The sequence below is a fragment of the Enterobacter sp. MGH 16 genome, from assembly GCF_000493175.1.
Taxonomy (GTDB): Bacteria; Pseudomonadota; Gammaproteobacteria; order Enterobacterales; family Enterobacteriaceae; genus Enterobacter; species Enterobacter roggenkampii.
Window position 1 is genome coordinate 3,321,681 of record NZ_KI535695.1, and the last position, 13,431, is coordinate 3,335,111.

The window sequence follows — 13,431 nt, forward strand, 5'->3', positions numbered from 1 at the left end:
AAGGCGCAGCCGCCACCCGGCAAAACAGGCAGCAGGAGCTTACTCCCCCTGCTGCTCCAGCGCATACTTATACAACGCATTTTTCTTCACGCCGTGAATTTCTGCCGCCAGCGCAGCGGCTTTCTTCAGCGGCAGTTCCGACTGCAGCAACGCCAGCGTGCGCAGCGCGTCGGCAGGAAGGGCGTCTTCTTCCGCCTTGTGCCCTTCGACAATCAGCACCATTTCACCCTTGCGGCGGTTTTCGTCTTCCTTCACCCACGCCAGCAGCTCGCCCACCGGTGCGCCGTGGATGGTTTCCCAGGTTTTGGTCAGCTCGCGCGCCAGCACCACGTAGCGGCCTTCCCCCCAGACGGTCACCATATCTTCCAGGCTCTCCAGCAGGCGGTGCGTGGATTCGTAGAAAATCAGGGTGCGCGGTTCCGCTTCCAGCTCTTTTAAGACGTCGCGGCGGCCTTTTGATTTAGCAGGCAGAAAGCCTTCATAGCAGAAACGGTCAGACGGCAGACCTGCGGCGCTTAACGCCGCAATCGCGGCACACGGTCCCGGCAGGGGCACAACGCGAATACCGGCTTCGCGACAGGTACGCACCAGGTGATAGCCCGGATCGTTGATCAGCGGCGTACCGGCATCGGAGACCAGGGCTATGTTCTGCCCCTCTTTCAGCTTCGCCACCAGCGTTTCGGCTTTTTGTTGCTCATTGTGATCGTGCAGCGCAAACAAACGGGCGTTAATCGCGAAATGTTGCAGCAGCAGGCCGGTGTGGCGGGTATCTTCAGCAGCAATTAAATCAACAGCTTGCAGTACGGTGAGCGCACGTTGGGTAATATCAGACAAATTCCCGATAGGAGTAGGTACAATATAAAGCTGACCTTGAGAATTATCTGCCGTTTCGTGTTGTTTCATTGTTTCGTCCGTATTGCCGATTTAATATTGAGCATTGCGTAAAAAAAATCACTGGATACAGTATGGTACCGTTAACGTTTCTTCGAAAAAAAGCCACGCGCAGCGTGCCGCTTCTGCTGGCAGCCCTGATCTTTGCAGGCTGTGGCACCCAGGCACCTGACCAGAGCACCGCCCATCTCCAGGGTTCTGCTCAGGCTGATTCTGGCTTTTATCTGCAACAAATGTCGCAGAGTTCAAATGATACCAAGACCAACTGGCAATTACTCGCCATTCGTGCACTGCTGAAAGAGGGTAAAACCCAGCGGGCAGCCGAACTGTTTAACCAGTTGCCAAAAGATCTTAACGACGCACAGCGTCGCGAGCAGAGCCTGCTCTCTGCCGAGCTGAAAGTCGCGCTGAAAGATTACGCCGCCGCGAAGAAGATCCTCGGTGATATCGACGTAAGCGCTCTGGATAAAAACCAGCAGGCGCGCTTCTGGCAGGCGGGTATTACCGCTGAGCAGGGACGCCCTTCCCTGACGCTGCTCCGCGCGCTCGTCGCGCAAGAGCCGCTGCTTGGCGGTGCTGATAAGCAGAAAAATATTGATGCCACCTGGCAAGCGCTGGCGTCGATGACGCAGGAACAGGCGCAGGCGCTGGTCATCAACGCGGATGAAAACGTCCTGCAGGGCTGGCTGGATCTGCAGCAGATGTGGTTTAACAACCGCAGCGATCCAAAAATGTTGAAAGCCGGCATTACGGACTGGCAGACGCGCTACCCGCAAAACCCGGGCGCGAAAATGCTGCCAACCCAGCTGGTGAACGTGCAGAACTTTAAGCCAGCTTCCACCAGCAAAATCGCCCTGCTTCTGCCGCTCAACGGCCAGGCGGCGGTGTTTGGACGTACCATTCAGCAGGGTTTTGAAGCGGCGAAAAACGGCACGACGTCGGTAGCCGGCAGCGCCGTTCCCGCACAGGCAGCCCAGGCGGCTAATGTGAATAATGATGTTGTCAGCCCATCCGCCGCAGAGACCAGCGACCTGACCACGGCGCAAACGCCAGCGCAGGGCACGATGCAAAACCCTGTGACGGCCCCGACGACGCCTCCAGATGAAGCTGCACCGGCTACAGCAGCACCTGCGGCCCAGGCTCCGGCCGAGACGCAAACGGCGCCAGCTCCTGCCACAACAGCAGAACAGCCTCAACAGCAGCCTGCACAACCCGCGGCTCAACCTGCCACGCAGCCGCAGGCCGTGGCAACCACCAGCGCCAACCCGGGCGCTGAATTGAAAATCTACGACACCAGCTCGCAGCCGCTTGACCAGGTGCTGGCGCAGGTACAGCAGGACGGGGCGAGCATCGTTGTCGGTCCGCTGCTGAAGAACAACGTGGAAGAGCTGATGAAGAGCAATACCACGCTGAACGTGCTGGCGCTCAACCAGCCAGAGCAGGTTCAGAACCGGGCCAATATCTGCTACTTCGCGCTCTCTCCAGAAGATGAAGCCCGCGATGCGGCGCGTCATATTCATGAGCAGGGTAAGCAGGCTCCGCTGCTGCTCATCCCACGCAGCACGCTGGGCGATCGCGTGGCCAATGCCTTTGCCGATGAGTGGCAGAAGCTGGGCGGCGGCGTGGTGCTGCAGCAGAAATTCGGTTCCGTCTCTGAACTGCGCGCAGGCGTCAACGGCGGGGCGGGTATCGCACTTAACGGTAGCCCGGTCACCGCGAGCCTGCCACAGCAGCAGGGCGTGACGATTGGCGGCCTGACGATCCCTGCGCCGCCAACCGACGCGCAGATTAGCGGTGGCGGTAAAGTGGATGCGGCCTATATCGTTGCCACGCCGCAGGAGATCGCCTTTATCAAACCGATGATTGCGATGCGTAACGGCAGCCAGAGCGGCGCAACGCTCTACGCCAGCTCCCGCAGCGCACAGGGCACCGCAGGCCCGGATTTCCGTCTGGAAATGGACGGTCTGCAGTACAGCGAAATCCCGATGCTGGCCGGCAGCAATCCATCCCTGATGCAGCAGGCGCTGAGCGCGGTGCGTAACGATTACTCTCTGGCGCGTCTGTATGCGATGGGGGTTGATGCGTGGGCGCTGGCAAACCACTTTACCCAGATGCGTCAGGTGCCGGGCTTCGAGCTTAACGGCAACACCGGCGATCTGACCGCGACCCAGGATTGTGTGATTAACAGGAAGTTATCATGGCTCAAATACCAGCAGGGGCAGATCGTCCCGGCCAGTTAAGCCGCAAACAAACCGGCGATGCGTGGGAGTTAAAGGCGCGTCGCTGGCTTGAAGGCAAAGGACTGCGTTTTATCGCCGCCAACGTCCGTGGACGTGGTGGCGAAATCGACCTGATCATGAAAGACGGTCAGGTCATTGTGTTTGTAGAAGTGCGCTTTCGACAGTCCTCCCGTTTTGGCGGTGCTGCCGCCAGCGTGACGCTCGCCAAACAACATAAATTATTACAGACTGCCCACTTGTGGCTTGCCCGCCATAATGGGAGTTTTGATACTGTGGATTGCCGGTTCGATGTGATAGCCTTCACCGGAAATGAGATCGAATGGCTTAAAAACGCTTTTGGCGAAGACGCATAATTAAGATTTAAAAGGGATAACGTGCTCGAAAGAATTAAAGTGTGCTTCACAGAAAGCATCCAGACTCAGATTGCCGCGGCGGAAGCCCTTCCGGATGCTATCTCGCGTGCCGCAATGACGCTGGTGCAATCCCTGCTAAACGGCAACAAAATCCTCTGTTGTGGCAACGGCACGTCAGCCGCCAACGCACAGCATTTTGCTGCCAGCATGATCAATCGTTTTGAAACAGAACGTCCCAGTTTACCTGCCATTGCACTTAATACCGATAATGTGGTCTTAACGGCGATTGCTAACGATCGTCTGCATGACGAAATTTACGCAAAGCAGGTGCGAGCCCTGGGTCATGCCGGAGATGTGCTGCTGGCTATCTCCACGCGCGGCAATAGCCGGGATATAGTCAAAGCTGTTGAAGCCGCCGTCACCCGCGACATGACTATCGTGGCCTTAACCGGCTATGACGGGGGTGAGCTGGCGGGTCTGCTTGGGCCGCAGGATGTGGAAATCCGCATTCCGTCTCACCGGAGCGCGCGTATTCAGGAAATGCATATGCTCACGGTGAACTGCTTATGTGACTTGATCGATAACACGCTTTTCCCTCACCAGGATGATTAAGGAGTTCTTATGAAGGCTTTATCGACCCTCGCAGTCCTTATGTCTGCATTACTGCTTCAGGGATGTATCGCTGCGGCCGTTGTGGGTACTGCCGCAGTAGGCACCAAAGCGGCAACCGATCCGCGCACTGTGGGAACACAGGTGGATGACGGTACGCTGGAGCTGCGCGTCAACAGTGCGCTGTCGAAAGACGAACAGATCAAGAAAGAGGCGCGTATCAACGTGACGGCTTATCAGGGCAAAGTGCTGCTGGCAGGCCAGGCGCCGAATATGGAGCTCGCCTCGCGTGCGAAACAGATTGCGATGGGCGTTGAAGGGACCACAGAGGTGTTTAACGAAGTGCGTCAGGGCAAGCCAATTGGTTTGGGTGATGCCTCTTCCGATACCTGGATCACCACCAAAGTACGTTCCCAGCTGCTGGGCTCGGACCAGGTGAAATCTTCCAACGTGAAGGTGACAACGGAAAACGGTGAAGTGTTCCTGCTGGGTCTGGTGACCGAACGTGAAGGGAAAGCGGCGGCCGATATCGCCAGCCGGGTGAGCGGCGTGAAGCACGTCACCACCGCGTTTACTTACATTAAATAAAAAAATCCCCTCAAGTGAGGGGATTTTTTTGTAGGCCCGGTAAGCGTAGCGCCACCGGGCGTTTTTCACAGAAGCGCAATACTTCCCACCATCACCCCGCTCAACGCCACCAGCCCCGCGGTGAGCCACAGCGCTTTCGCCGGGAATGACTTACGCAGCATAATCAGCGACGGCAGGCTGATGGCCGGTAACGTGATGAGCAATGCCAGTGCCGGTGCGGTGCCCATGCCGGCCAGCATCATGGTCTGAACAATAGGAATTTCTGCGGCGGTAGGGATCACAAACAGGCAGCCTGCAACGGCCATCGCAATGACCCACAACAGCGTGTTGTCGATAGCGCCATCCGCATGCGGGAAGAGCCAGACGCGCGCCGCCCCGAGAACCAGCACCGCCAGGATATAGACCGGGATGGTGCTCCAGAAAAGCTGCCATAGCGCCCTGCCCCAGCGCGCAAAGAACCCGCCCTGCGGCTCGCTGACGTCCAGCTCAACAGACGCGGACTCTGGCGCCTTATCCTTCACCAGATTCTGCACCAGCGTCGCCACCACCAGCACGGTCAGCAGTCCGGCCACCAGACGAATGAACGCGAAATGCCAGCCCAGGACAAAGCCCATAAACACCAGCGTCGCCGGATTGAGCAGCGGGTTGCCCATCCAGAACGCCAGCGCGCCGCCCATCGACACGCGCTGGCGGCGCATCCCTGCCGCCACGGGCGCAGCGCAGCAGGAGCACATCATGCCCGGCAGGGAGAAGATCGTTCCCAGCAGCGTCCCCTGAAAGCGCGGCTGTCCGAGGGTTTTCACCAGCCAGTTGCGCGGGATCAGCACCTGAATCAGTGAGCCCAGGATCACGCCTAAGACGGCGGCCTTCCAGACGGCAAGGAAGTAGACCATGGCATAGTCCCACGCCGCCTGAAGCGGGCTGGCATCCGCCTGAGCGAGAATAGATTTACCGATGCTGTGCGTTTCGGCGGCGGTGAAGGCTTTGCCGTAGTACGGCTGCCATTTCACGTACCAAAGGCCAACGATGACCACGAGAAAGAAGAGTGCGGGCTTCCACCATTGAACAGGTGTTGCCGCCTGAGATGAAGACTGACCAGTCATAGCATTCCCCGGAGAGTATGAGTAATTAGCCGGGGGAGTTTACGCCTCGCCCTGCGCGATTTCACGCAGTTTTGCCGAAGGGATAATGTTTACGCCCGCTTTCGACGGAGCCAGTCCCTCTTTTAACAGCGCACGCGCGACGTCCCGCGCCTCGATAGATTTCCAGTTGCCGGGCAGGATCCGAAACAGCGGGGCAAATATCGACTCGTTAAAGCGGCGCTCGTCCCGGTGGCCGATCAGCATTGAGGGGCGCACAATCGTCAGCTGCTCCCATTTCTGCGCAATCAGCGCATCCTCCATCTTGCCCTTCACCTTGTTGTAGAAGAAAGGCGATCCGGCACTGGCGCCCAGCGCGCTGACCACCAGAAAATGTCTGGCTCCCAGCTTTTTCGCCGCAAGCGCGGTGTCCACCACCAGCGTATAGTCGGCGTGGATAAATGCCTCTTTGCTACCCGCCTCCCGACGCGTGGTGCCCAGACAGCAAAAGGCGATATCAATCGGGTCCTGGACCTGCGCCAGCGCATCCGTCAGCTGGGGATCGTGCGGATTAAAGACCCCGGAGATGTCCACCAGCGGTCGACGCGTCGGGGCGGCGATGTAGTTCACGCGGCGATCCTGAATCAGCAGCCGCAGCAGATGATCGCCCACTAGCCCGGTAGCCCCGGTAATCAGTACCTGACTCATCGTATCCCCTTTACAGAATTGTCCGTTTGCGAACTCAGCGTCGTCGACCACACTTAGAAGTCTGTTACAGGTAAGTATTTACCACAAGCGGAGAAAAATCAGTCTGAAGCCAAAACAACGGAGGAAGCATGGGCAAGAAAATCGCAGTCTTGATTACCGACGAGTTTGAAGATTCAGAATTCACCTCTCCTGCAGAGGCGTTCCGCAAGGCGGGACATGAGGTCATCACCATCGAGAAAGAGGCGGGCAAAACGGTGAAAGGCCATAAGGGCGAGGCCAGCGTGACCATCGACGAGACTATCGATAACGTGAGCCCCTCAGATTTTGACGCCCTGCTTTTACCCGGCGGCCATTCACCGGATTCCCTGCGCGGAGACGAGCGCTTCGTAACCTTCACCCGGGACTTTGTCTCTACCGGCAAACCGGTCTTTGCCATCTGTCACGGGCCGCAGTTGCTCATCAGCGCGGAGGTTGTACGCGGGCGTAAGCTCACGGCGGTGAAACCGATCGTTATCGATCTGAAAAATGCGGGGGCCGAGTTTTACGATCAGGAGGTGGTCAACGACAAAGACCAGCTGATCACCAGCCGGACCCCGGACGATCTCCCGGCGTTTAACCGCGAAGCGCTACGCCTGCTCGGCGCGTAACCAGTGCAGCTTCTTGCCAAAGCCCAGGGTGTTGTCGGTAAATTTCAGCTCATCGAGGCGGATTTCCCACACCGGGGCTTTTAGCGCAGCGGCGACCGGAAAGCGGCGCGTGTAGTGCTTGCGACGCGCGTCGCTCTCTTCTCCGTCCAGTCGACGGATTTCCCCCTTAAACTGTACCCCACGGATCAGCGCGACTGTCTTCGGCTGGCCATTTACCGTGCCCGCGACTTTTGCCTGCTGGCCGGTCATCTGCGCATGACGCGTTTTGTCTTCGCTCATGACGTAAAACGCGACGCGCTCCGGATCGTAGTAGTAAAACGCGTTTGCGCACCACATCTCACCCTCGCTGTAGACGCACCAGGTGACGACGTGCTGCTTCGCCAGCCAGCGGTTAATGGCGGCCAGTGTTTCCATTTTCGTTCTCTCTCATGCTATGGTGCGTTCACCTTAACATACTGAATCTGTTTACCGTGTGCTGGTTTCTCTATCTTGTCCGAACCGCTGATAACGCACTCTACACCGGGATCACCACCGATGTGGCGCGGCGTTTTTTACAACATCAAACGGGGAAAGGGGCAAAAGCGCTGCGGGGGAAAGGAGAATTACAGCTCGCCTTTTCGGCGCCCGTCGGTGACCGATCGTTGGCGCTCAGGCTGGAATACCGCATCAAACAGCTGACGAAGCGCCAGAAAGAGCGCCTCGTGACCGGAGACGGCTCCTTTGAGGCGCTACGCGAGAGCCTGATTAAAAGCGATTGAAATGGTCGTGGTATTCGACCAGACCATTGACGCCGTTGAGCGCGTCGTCCGCAAGACGGTGCACCTGGAAAGCGGATTCCGTACCCGGCCAGCGGCAGCGCAGATCGTAATGCGCGGCCTGCTCGAAGCCCAAACGGCCATAGAATGCCGGATCGCCCAGCGTTACAACGGCCGCATAACCGAACTCATTGAGCGAATCCAGCCCTTCATAGACCAGCTGGCGCGCTAGCCCCTGCCCGCGATAGTTTTCATCCACCGCCAGCGGTGCCATACCGACCCACTGCAGATCTTCGCCCTGAACGATGACCGGACTGAAGGCAACATAGCCCACCACCTGACCTTCATCATCGGTGGCAACCAGCCCCAGCGTGATCAGGCCGTCTTCACGGAGATCGTGGACCAGTTGGGCTTCCGCATCGCTCTCAAAAGCGCGGCGTAATAACGCATCGATACCCGGTGCATCAATCCCAATTTCGACTCGAATCAGCATGGCTCACCTACTGAAGTGTGTTTACTGTCCGGCGGGGTTTTCAGCCCGGCCTCAACGAAATCTGCCATTTGCATTAACATTACGCGCAGCGCTTTCGGCATCTGCTCCAGCTCAATGGCATCCATTAAATTCTTAACGTACAGGCCCAGCTCCGTGTCGCCTTCAATCACCAGACGGCGCTGGAAGAAGAGCGTATCCGGATCCTGCTTGCGCGCGGCGATCATCAGCAGATCGCTGGCATTGGCGCTAAAGCTCACGTCCGCCTCGGCGGTTTCGCGGACGATCAGCTGGTCATTCTCAACGGAGGTAAACCAGCGCAGCCCGATGTCACGCACCTCAATGCTCAACCAGCGGCCTTCCAGGAATTCCAGCTCGCCATCCTGCAGCGCCTGGCGGAACTGCCAGCTCAGGACCTGCTCCAGCACCTGACGTTTAAGCGCGAACGGCGCCAGCTTTACCGGCACGCTCAGCATTGATGGGCCAAATTGTACGAGACGTGAACGCAGTTTATCCAGCACGAGCTTTACTCCCTGATATCTATAGTCCTGCTATTTTGCCATATCCGACGCATAACATAGCGGCGTAAATCAACAAACCGTCGTCCGGACAACCTCATTATTGGTGCCATCAATACGCCATTAGCTGCCTTAAATCAAAAATTGTCGCGTATGGGTTAATTAAAATCCCAGCTCGTTAACATTTTTGCGATCGACAACATCAGGATAAATTATGGAGCTGCTCTGCCCTGCCGGAAACCTTCCGGCGCTTAAGGCGGCCATCGAAAATGGGGCCGATGCGGTCTATATCGGGCTGAAAGATGACACCAATGCCCGCCATTTTGCTGGCCTCAACTTTACGGAGAAAAAGCTTCAGGAAGCCGTTAACTTCGTTCACCAGCACCGACGCAAGCTGCATATCGCCATCAATACCTTTGCTCATCCTGACGGCTACGCCCGCTGGCAGCGCGCGGTGGATATGGCGGCACAGCTGGGTGCTGATGCGCTGATTCTGGCCGACCTCGCCATGCTTGAGTATGCGGCAGAACGCTATCCCCATATTGAGCGCCACGTCTCTGTTCAGGCATCTGCCACCAACGAAGAGGCCGTACGTTTTTATCACCGAAACTTTGACGTGGCCCGCGTGGTGCTGCCGCGCGTACTCTCTATTCATCAGGTTAAGCAACTCGCGCGCGTCACGCCAGTGCCGCTGGAAGTTTTTGCCTTTGGTAGCCTGTGCATTATGGCCGAAGGCCGTTGCTATCTTTCCTCCTATTTGACCGGCGAGTCGCCAAATACCGTCGGGGCCTGCTCCCCTGCCCGCTTCGTTCGCTGGCAGCAAACGCCGCAGGGGCTGGAATCTCGCCTGAATGAGGTGCTGATCGACCGCTATCAGGACGGTGAAAACGCGGGTTATCCTACCCTGTGTAAAGGCCGCTATCTGGTAGACGGCGAGCGTTACCACGCGCTGGAAGAGCCCACCAGCCTTAACACGCTGGAGCTGCTGCCGGAACTGCTGGCGGCCAATATCGCCTCGGTGAAAATTGAAGGTCGCCAGCGCAGCCCGGCGTACGTGAGCCAGGTGGCGAAAGTGTGGCGTCAGGCCATCGACCGCTGCATGGCGGATCCGCAGAACTACGCGCCGCAGCAGGCCTGGATGGAGACGCTCGGATCGATGTCCGAAGGCACGCAAACCACGCTGGGCGCGTATCACCGTAAATGGCAGTGAGAAAATCATGAAATATTCATTAGGGCCGGTGCTTTACTACTGGCCAAAAGAGACGCTGGAAGATTTTTACCAGCAGGCCGCCACCAGCAGCGCCGATGTGATTTACCTCGGCGAAGCGGTGTGCAGCAAACGCCGGGCGACGAAAGTGGGCGACTGGCTGGAGATGGCGAAAAGCCTGGCGGGAAGCGGCAAACAGGTGGTGCTTTCCACGCTCGCGCTGGTGCAGGCCTCTTCTGAACTGGGCGAGCTGAAACGCTACGTTGAGAACGGCGATTTCCTGCTGGAAGCGAGCGATCTCGGCGTGGTGAACATGTGTGCCGAGCGCAAGCTGCCGTTTGTCGCGGGTCATGCCCTGAACTGCTACAACGCGGTGACCCTGCGCCTGCTGCTCAAACAGGGGATGACGCGCTGGTGCATGCCGGTGGAACTCTCCCGCGACTGGCTGGCAAACCTGCTTAAACAGTGCGACGAGCTGGGCATTCGCAATCAGTTTGAAGTGGAAGTGCTGAGCTACGGTCATCTGCCGCTGGCCTACTCCGCCCGCTGCTTTACCGCACGCTCGGAAGACCGTCCGAAAGACGAGTGCGAAACCTGCTGCATTAAGTATCCGAACGGGCGCAGCATGCTGTCCCAGGAGAATCAGCAGGTGTTTGTTCTCAACGGTATTCAGACCATGAGCGGCTATGTCTATAACCTCGGCAACGAGCTGGCGTCGATGGACGGGCTGGTCGATATGGTGCGCCTGTCGCCGCTGGATACCGGCGTGTTCGCGATGCTGGACGCCTTCCGCGCTAACGAAAACGGCGCTGCTCCGCTGCCGCTGACGGCAAACAGCGACTGTAACGGCTACTGGAAGCGTCTGGCCGGGCTGGAACTGCAGGCCTAAAAAAGGCTCACTTTGTTAACAACGGTTATCATTTTTTAATGCAGTATTAAAGATTCACCGTCGACAAAGTGAGCTGTTATGACTGACAAAACCCTTCCGTTTTCGGTGCTGGATCTGGCGCCGATCCCACAAGGCTCCTCGGCAAGAGAAGCCTTTTCGCACTCTCTGGATCTGGCTCAGCTGGCCGAAAAGCGTGGCTATCACCGCTACTGGCTGGCCGAACACCACAACATGGTGGGCATTGCCAGCGCCGCCACCTCGGTACTGATTGGTTATCTGGCGGCAAATACCACCACGCTGCACCTGGGCTCCGGCGGCGTGATGCTGCCGAACCACGCCCCGCTGGTGATCGCCGAGCAGTTCGGCACGCTGAATACCCTCTATCCGGGCCGTATTGATTTAGGGATTGGCCGTGCGCCGGGTAGCGATCAGCCGACCATGCGCGCCCTGCGCCGCCATATGAGCGGCGATATCGACAACTTCCCGCGCGACGTGGCCGAACTGGTGGACTGGTTCGACGCGCGTGACCCGAACCCGCACGTGCGCCCGGTACCGGGTTACGGCGAGAAGATCCCGGTCTGGCTGCTGGGCTCAAGCCTCTACAGCGCGCAGCTCGCAGCCCAGCTGGGGCTGCCGTTTGCGTTTGCCTCGCATTTCGCGCCGGATATGCTGCATCAGGCGCTGCATCTTTACCGCACGCACTTCAAACCGTCCGAACGTCTGGAGAAACCGTACGCGATGGTCTGTATCAACATCATTGCCGCCGACAGCAATCGCGACGCGGAATTCCTTTTCACCTCCATGCAGCAGGCGTTTGTGAAGCTGCGCCGCGGTGAGACGGGCCAGCTTCCGCCGCCGGTGGAGAATATGCATCAGCTGTGGTCAGCTTCAGAGCAGTATGGCGTACAGCAGGCACTGAGCATGTCGCTGGTAGGCGATAAAGCGAAAGTGCGTCACGGGCTGGAGGCGGTGCTGCGCGAAACGCAGGCGGATGAAATTATGGTTAACGGTCAGATTTTCGATCACCAGGCACGTTTGCATTCGTTTGATTTGGCCATGCAGGTGAAAGAGGAGCTGGTGGGGTAGCCTTTTTGCCAGGTGGCGCTTCGCTTACCTGGCCTACGGGGACGCGTAGGCCGGATAAGGCGTAGCCGCCATCCGGCACAAAATGTTTACTGGTACACCGGCAACAGATTAAAACTCGACAGCACATGTACCAGGGCATTGCCCGCGCCAAACACCAGGATCAGCGCAATCATCGGCTTGCCGCCCCAGACGCGGAATTTCGGGCTGCCGAAGCGTTTACGTGATTTGCGGGCCAACAGCGCCGGCACAATTGCCGCCCAGATGGTCGCCGCCAGACCGGCATAGCCGATGGCGTACAGGAAACCGTTCGGCCACAGCAGGCCGCCCACAATCGGCGGCAGGAAGGTCAGCAGCGCGGTTTTGAAGCGGCCCATCGCAGAGTCATCAAAGCCAAACAGATCCGCCAGGTAGTCAAACAACCCTAGGGTCACGCCGAGGAATGAACTCGCCACCGCGAAGTTAGAGAAGATCACCAGCAGCAGATCCAGGCTGCGGCTGTTCAGCACGCCGCTCAGGGCCTGCACCAGCACATCAATGTTACCGCCCTTCTGCGCAATACCGATAAACTCCGGGCGCGGGATATTGCCCATCGTCCCGAGCAGCCAGATGACGTACAGCGCCAGCGCCAGCAGCGTGCCGTAGACCAGACACTTCACAATCGTGCGCGGATCTTTGCCGTAGTACTTCATCAGGCTCGGCACGTTACCGTGGTAGCCAAACGACGCCAGGCAGAACGGCAGGGTCATCAGCAGGTACGGCGTATAGGAGGTATTCACTTCGGCAATGTTAAACAGCGTGGCAGGCGTCACGTGCCCCAGCAGGCTGCCGAAGGTCAGGAAGAAGGTGATGACCTTCGCGCCCAACACGATCGCCGTCATCCGACTCACCGCTTTGGTACTCATCCAGACGATAAACGCCACGCCCAGCGCAAAGCACAGCCCGGCCAGACGCGCCGGTACGTTCAGCGACATCTCCGAGAAGGTGTGATGCAGAATCGAACCGCTTGCCGAGATATACGCGTAGGTCAGGATATAGAGCACAAACGCGATGGACAGCCCGTTCACCAGGTTCCAGCCTTTGCCCAGCAGGTCTTTGGTGATGGTGTCGAAGCTCGCGCCAATGCGGTAGTTCAGGTTGGCTTCGAGGATCATTAGCCCGGAATGGAGCATACAGAACCAGGTAAAGACCAGCGCGGCCAGCGACCAGAAGAACCACGCACCGGACATGACCACGGGCAGGGAGAACATCCCGGCACCTATAATGGTTCCGCCGATGATCACCACGCCGCCAAGCAGCGAAGGTGACGTTTGGGTGGTGGTTAGTGTCGCCATACAGCCTTTTCTCCAGTCAATCATGCGGTTCTGCATTTTA

Annotated in this window: 16 protein-coding genes; 9 read left to right on the plus strand and 7 right to left on the minus strand. The window is 58.1% G+C overall.

Annotated features, from left to right (window positions below; translation table 11 throughout):
• Nucleotides 1–39: 39 nt before the first annotated feature.
• Nucleotides 40–903 carry a 16S rRNA (cytidine(1402)-2'-O)-methyltransferase gene (gene rsmI / locus L362_RS07320; RefSeq protein WP_023294650.1) on the minus strand — a complete coding sequence of 288 codons (864 nt, stop codon included), beginning with the start codon at nt 901–903 and terminating at the stop codon, nt 40–42.
• Nucleotides 904–965: 62 nt separating this feature from the next.
• On the opposite strand from rsmI, the gene L362_RS07315 reads away from it, so the two are divergent.
• Genes L362_RS07315 through dolP form a run of 4 tightly spaced genes read left to right on the plus strand, consistent with a single transcriptional unit; the run spans nt 966 to nt 4,681 of the window.
• Entirely contained in the window at nt 966–3,131 is a 2,166-nt protein-coding gene (locus L362_RS07315) for a penicillin-binding protein activator (RefSeq protein ID WP_023344974.1), read from the plus strand.
• On the plus strand, nt 3,089–3,484 hold the full coding sequence (locus L362_RS07310; RefSeq protein ID WP_021242244.1) for a YraN family protein: 396 nt from the start codon (nt 3,089–3,091) through the stop codon (nt 3,482–3,484). The genes L362_RS07315 and L362_RS07310 overlap by 43 nt, the downstream gene beginning before the upstream one ends.
• A 21-nt stretch (nt 3,485–3,505) precedes the next feature.
• Nucleotides 3,506–4,096, plus strand: a complete 591-nt coding sequence (diaA, locus tag L362_RS07305; RefSeq protein ID WP_003861754.1) for a DnaA initiator-associating protein DiaA — start codon at nt 3,506–3,508, stop codon at nt 4,094–4,096.
• Nucleotides 4,097–4,105: 9 nt separating this feature from the next.
• Nucleotides 4,106–4,681 (plus strand): division/outer membrane stress-associated lipid-binding lipoprotein, encoded by a 576-nt coding sequence (gene dolP, locus L362_RS07300; protein ID WP_008501489.1) that lies wholly within the window; start codon nt 4,106–4,108, stop codon nt 4,679–4,681.
• Between the two features lie 65 nt (nt 4,682–4,746).
• On the opposite strand, the gene L362_RS07295 is transcribed toward dolP, so the two are convergent.
• On the minus strand, nt 4,747–5,784 hold the full coding sequence (locus tag L362_RS07295) for a permease (RefSeq protein WP_023344975.1): 1,038 nt from the start codon (nt 5,782–5,784) through the stop codon (nt 4,747–4,749).
• Nucleotides 5,785–5,823: 39 nt separating this feature from the next.
• Nucleotides 5,824–6,468 (minus strand): NAD(P)H-binding protein, encoded by a 645-nt coding sequence (locus tag L362_RS07290; RefSeq protein WP_023344976.1) that lies wholly within the window; start codon nt 6,466–6,468, stop codon nt 5,824–5,826.
• Between the two features lie 128 nt (nt 6,469–6,596).
• Here L362_RS07290 and L362_RS07285 point away from each other — a divergent pair, with 128 nt between their 5' ends.
• Nucleotides 6,597–7,115 (plus strand): type 1 glutamine amidotransferase domain-containing protein, encoded by a 519-nt coding sequence (locus L362_RS07285; RefSeq protein ID WP_008501486.1) that lies wholly within the window; start codon nt 6,597–6,599, stop codon nt 7,113–7,115.
• Here the strand turns inward: L362_RS07285 and L362_RS07280 are convergent.
• Complete coding sequence (locus L362_RS07280) at nt 7,095–7,529, minus strand: YhbP family protein (protein ID WP_008501485.1); 435 nt, start codon at nt 7,527–7,529, stop codon at nt 7,095–7,097. The two genes, L362_RS07285 and L362_RS07280, sit on opposite strands and share 21 nt — an antisense overlap.
• Nucleotides 7,530–7,543: 14 nt before the next feature.
• Between L362_RS07280 and L362_RS07275 the strand changes: the two genes are divergently transcribed.
• Nucleotides 7,544–7,873 (plus strand): GIY-YIG nuclease family protein, encoded by a 330-nt coding sequence (locus tag L362_RS07275; RefSeq protein WP_008501484.1) that lies wholly within the window; start codon nt 7,544–7,546, stop codon nt 7,871–7,873.
• On the opposite strand, the gene L362_RS07270 is transcribed toward L362_RS07275, so the two are convergent.
• Together L362_RS07270 and L362_RS07265 are read right to left on the minus strand one after the other, a co-directional pair.
• Nucleotides 7,860–8,363: a GNAT family N-acetyltransferase gene (locus tag L362_RS07270; protein ID WP_023344977.1), complete on the minus strand. Its 504-nt coding sequence runs from the start codon at nt 8,361–8,363 to the stop codon at nt 7,860–7,862. The two genes, L362_RS07275 and L362_RS07270, sit on opposite strands and share 14 nt — an antisense overlap.
• A complete protein-coding gene (locus tag L362_RS07265; RefSeq protein ID WP_008501482.1) occupies nt 8,357–8,881 on the minus strand; it encodes a ubiquinone anaerobic biosynthesis accessory factor UbiT in 525 nt (174 codons plus the stop codon). The genes L362_RS07270 and L362_RS07265 overlap by 7 nt, the downstream gene beginning before the upstream one ends.
• A gap of 211 nt (nt 8,882–9,092) precedes the next feature.
• Between L362_RS07265 and L362_RS07260 the strand changes: the two genes are divergently transcribed.
• The 3 genes from L362_RS07260 to L362_RS07250 all read left to right on the plus strand — a co-directional run bounded on the left by L362_RS07260 (nt 9,093) and on the right by L362_RS07250 (nt 12,060).
• Nucleotides 9,093–10,088 carry a ubiquinone anaerobic biosynthesis protein UbiU gene (locus L362_RS07260; protein ID WP_021242249.1) on the plus strand — a complete coding sequence of 332 codons (996 nt, stop codon included), beginning with the start codon at nt 9,093–9,095 and terminating at the stop codon, nt 10,086–10,088.
• A gap of 7 nt (nt 10,089–10,095) precedes the next feature.
• The gene (locus L362_RS07255) at nt 10,096–10,974 is read left to right on the plus strand and encodes a U32 family peptidase (protein WP_023344978.1); all 879 of its coding nucleotides are present in this window, start codon (nt 10,096–10,098) and stop codon (nt 10,972–10,974) included.
• 78 nt (nt 10,975–11,052) lie between these two features.
• Entirely contained in the window at nt 11,053–12,060 is a 1,008-nt protein-coding gene (locus L362_RS07250; protein WP_021242251.1) for a luciferase-like monooxygenase, read from the plus strand.
• A gap of 86 nt (nt 12,061–12,146) precedes the next feature.
• On the opposite strand, the gene mtr is transcribed toward L362_RS07250, so the two are convergent.
• The gene (gene mtr, locus L362_RS07245; RefSeq protein ID WP_023344979.1) at nt 12,147–13,391 is read right to left on the minus strand and encodes a tryptophan permease; all 1,245 of its coding nucleotides are present in this window, start codon (nt 13,389–13,391) and stop codon (nt 12,147–12,149) included.
• Nucleotides 13,392–13,431: the final 40 nt, after the last annotated feature.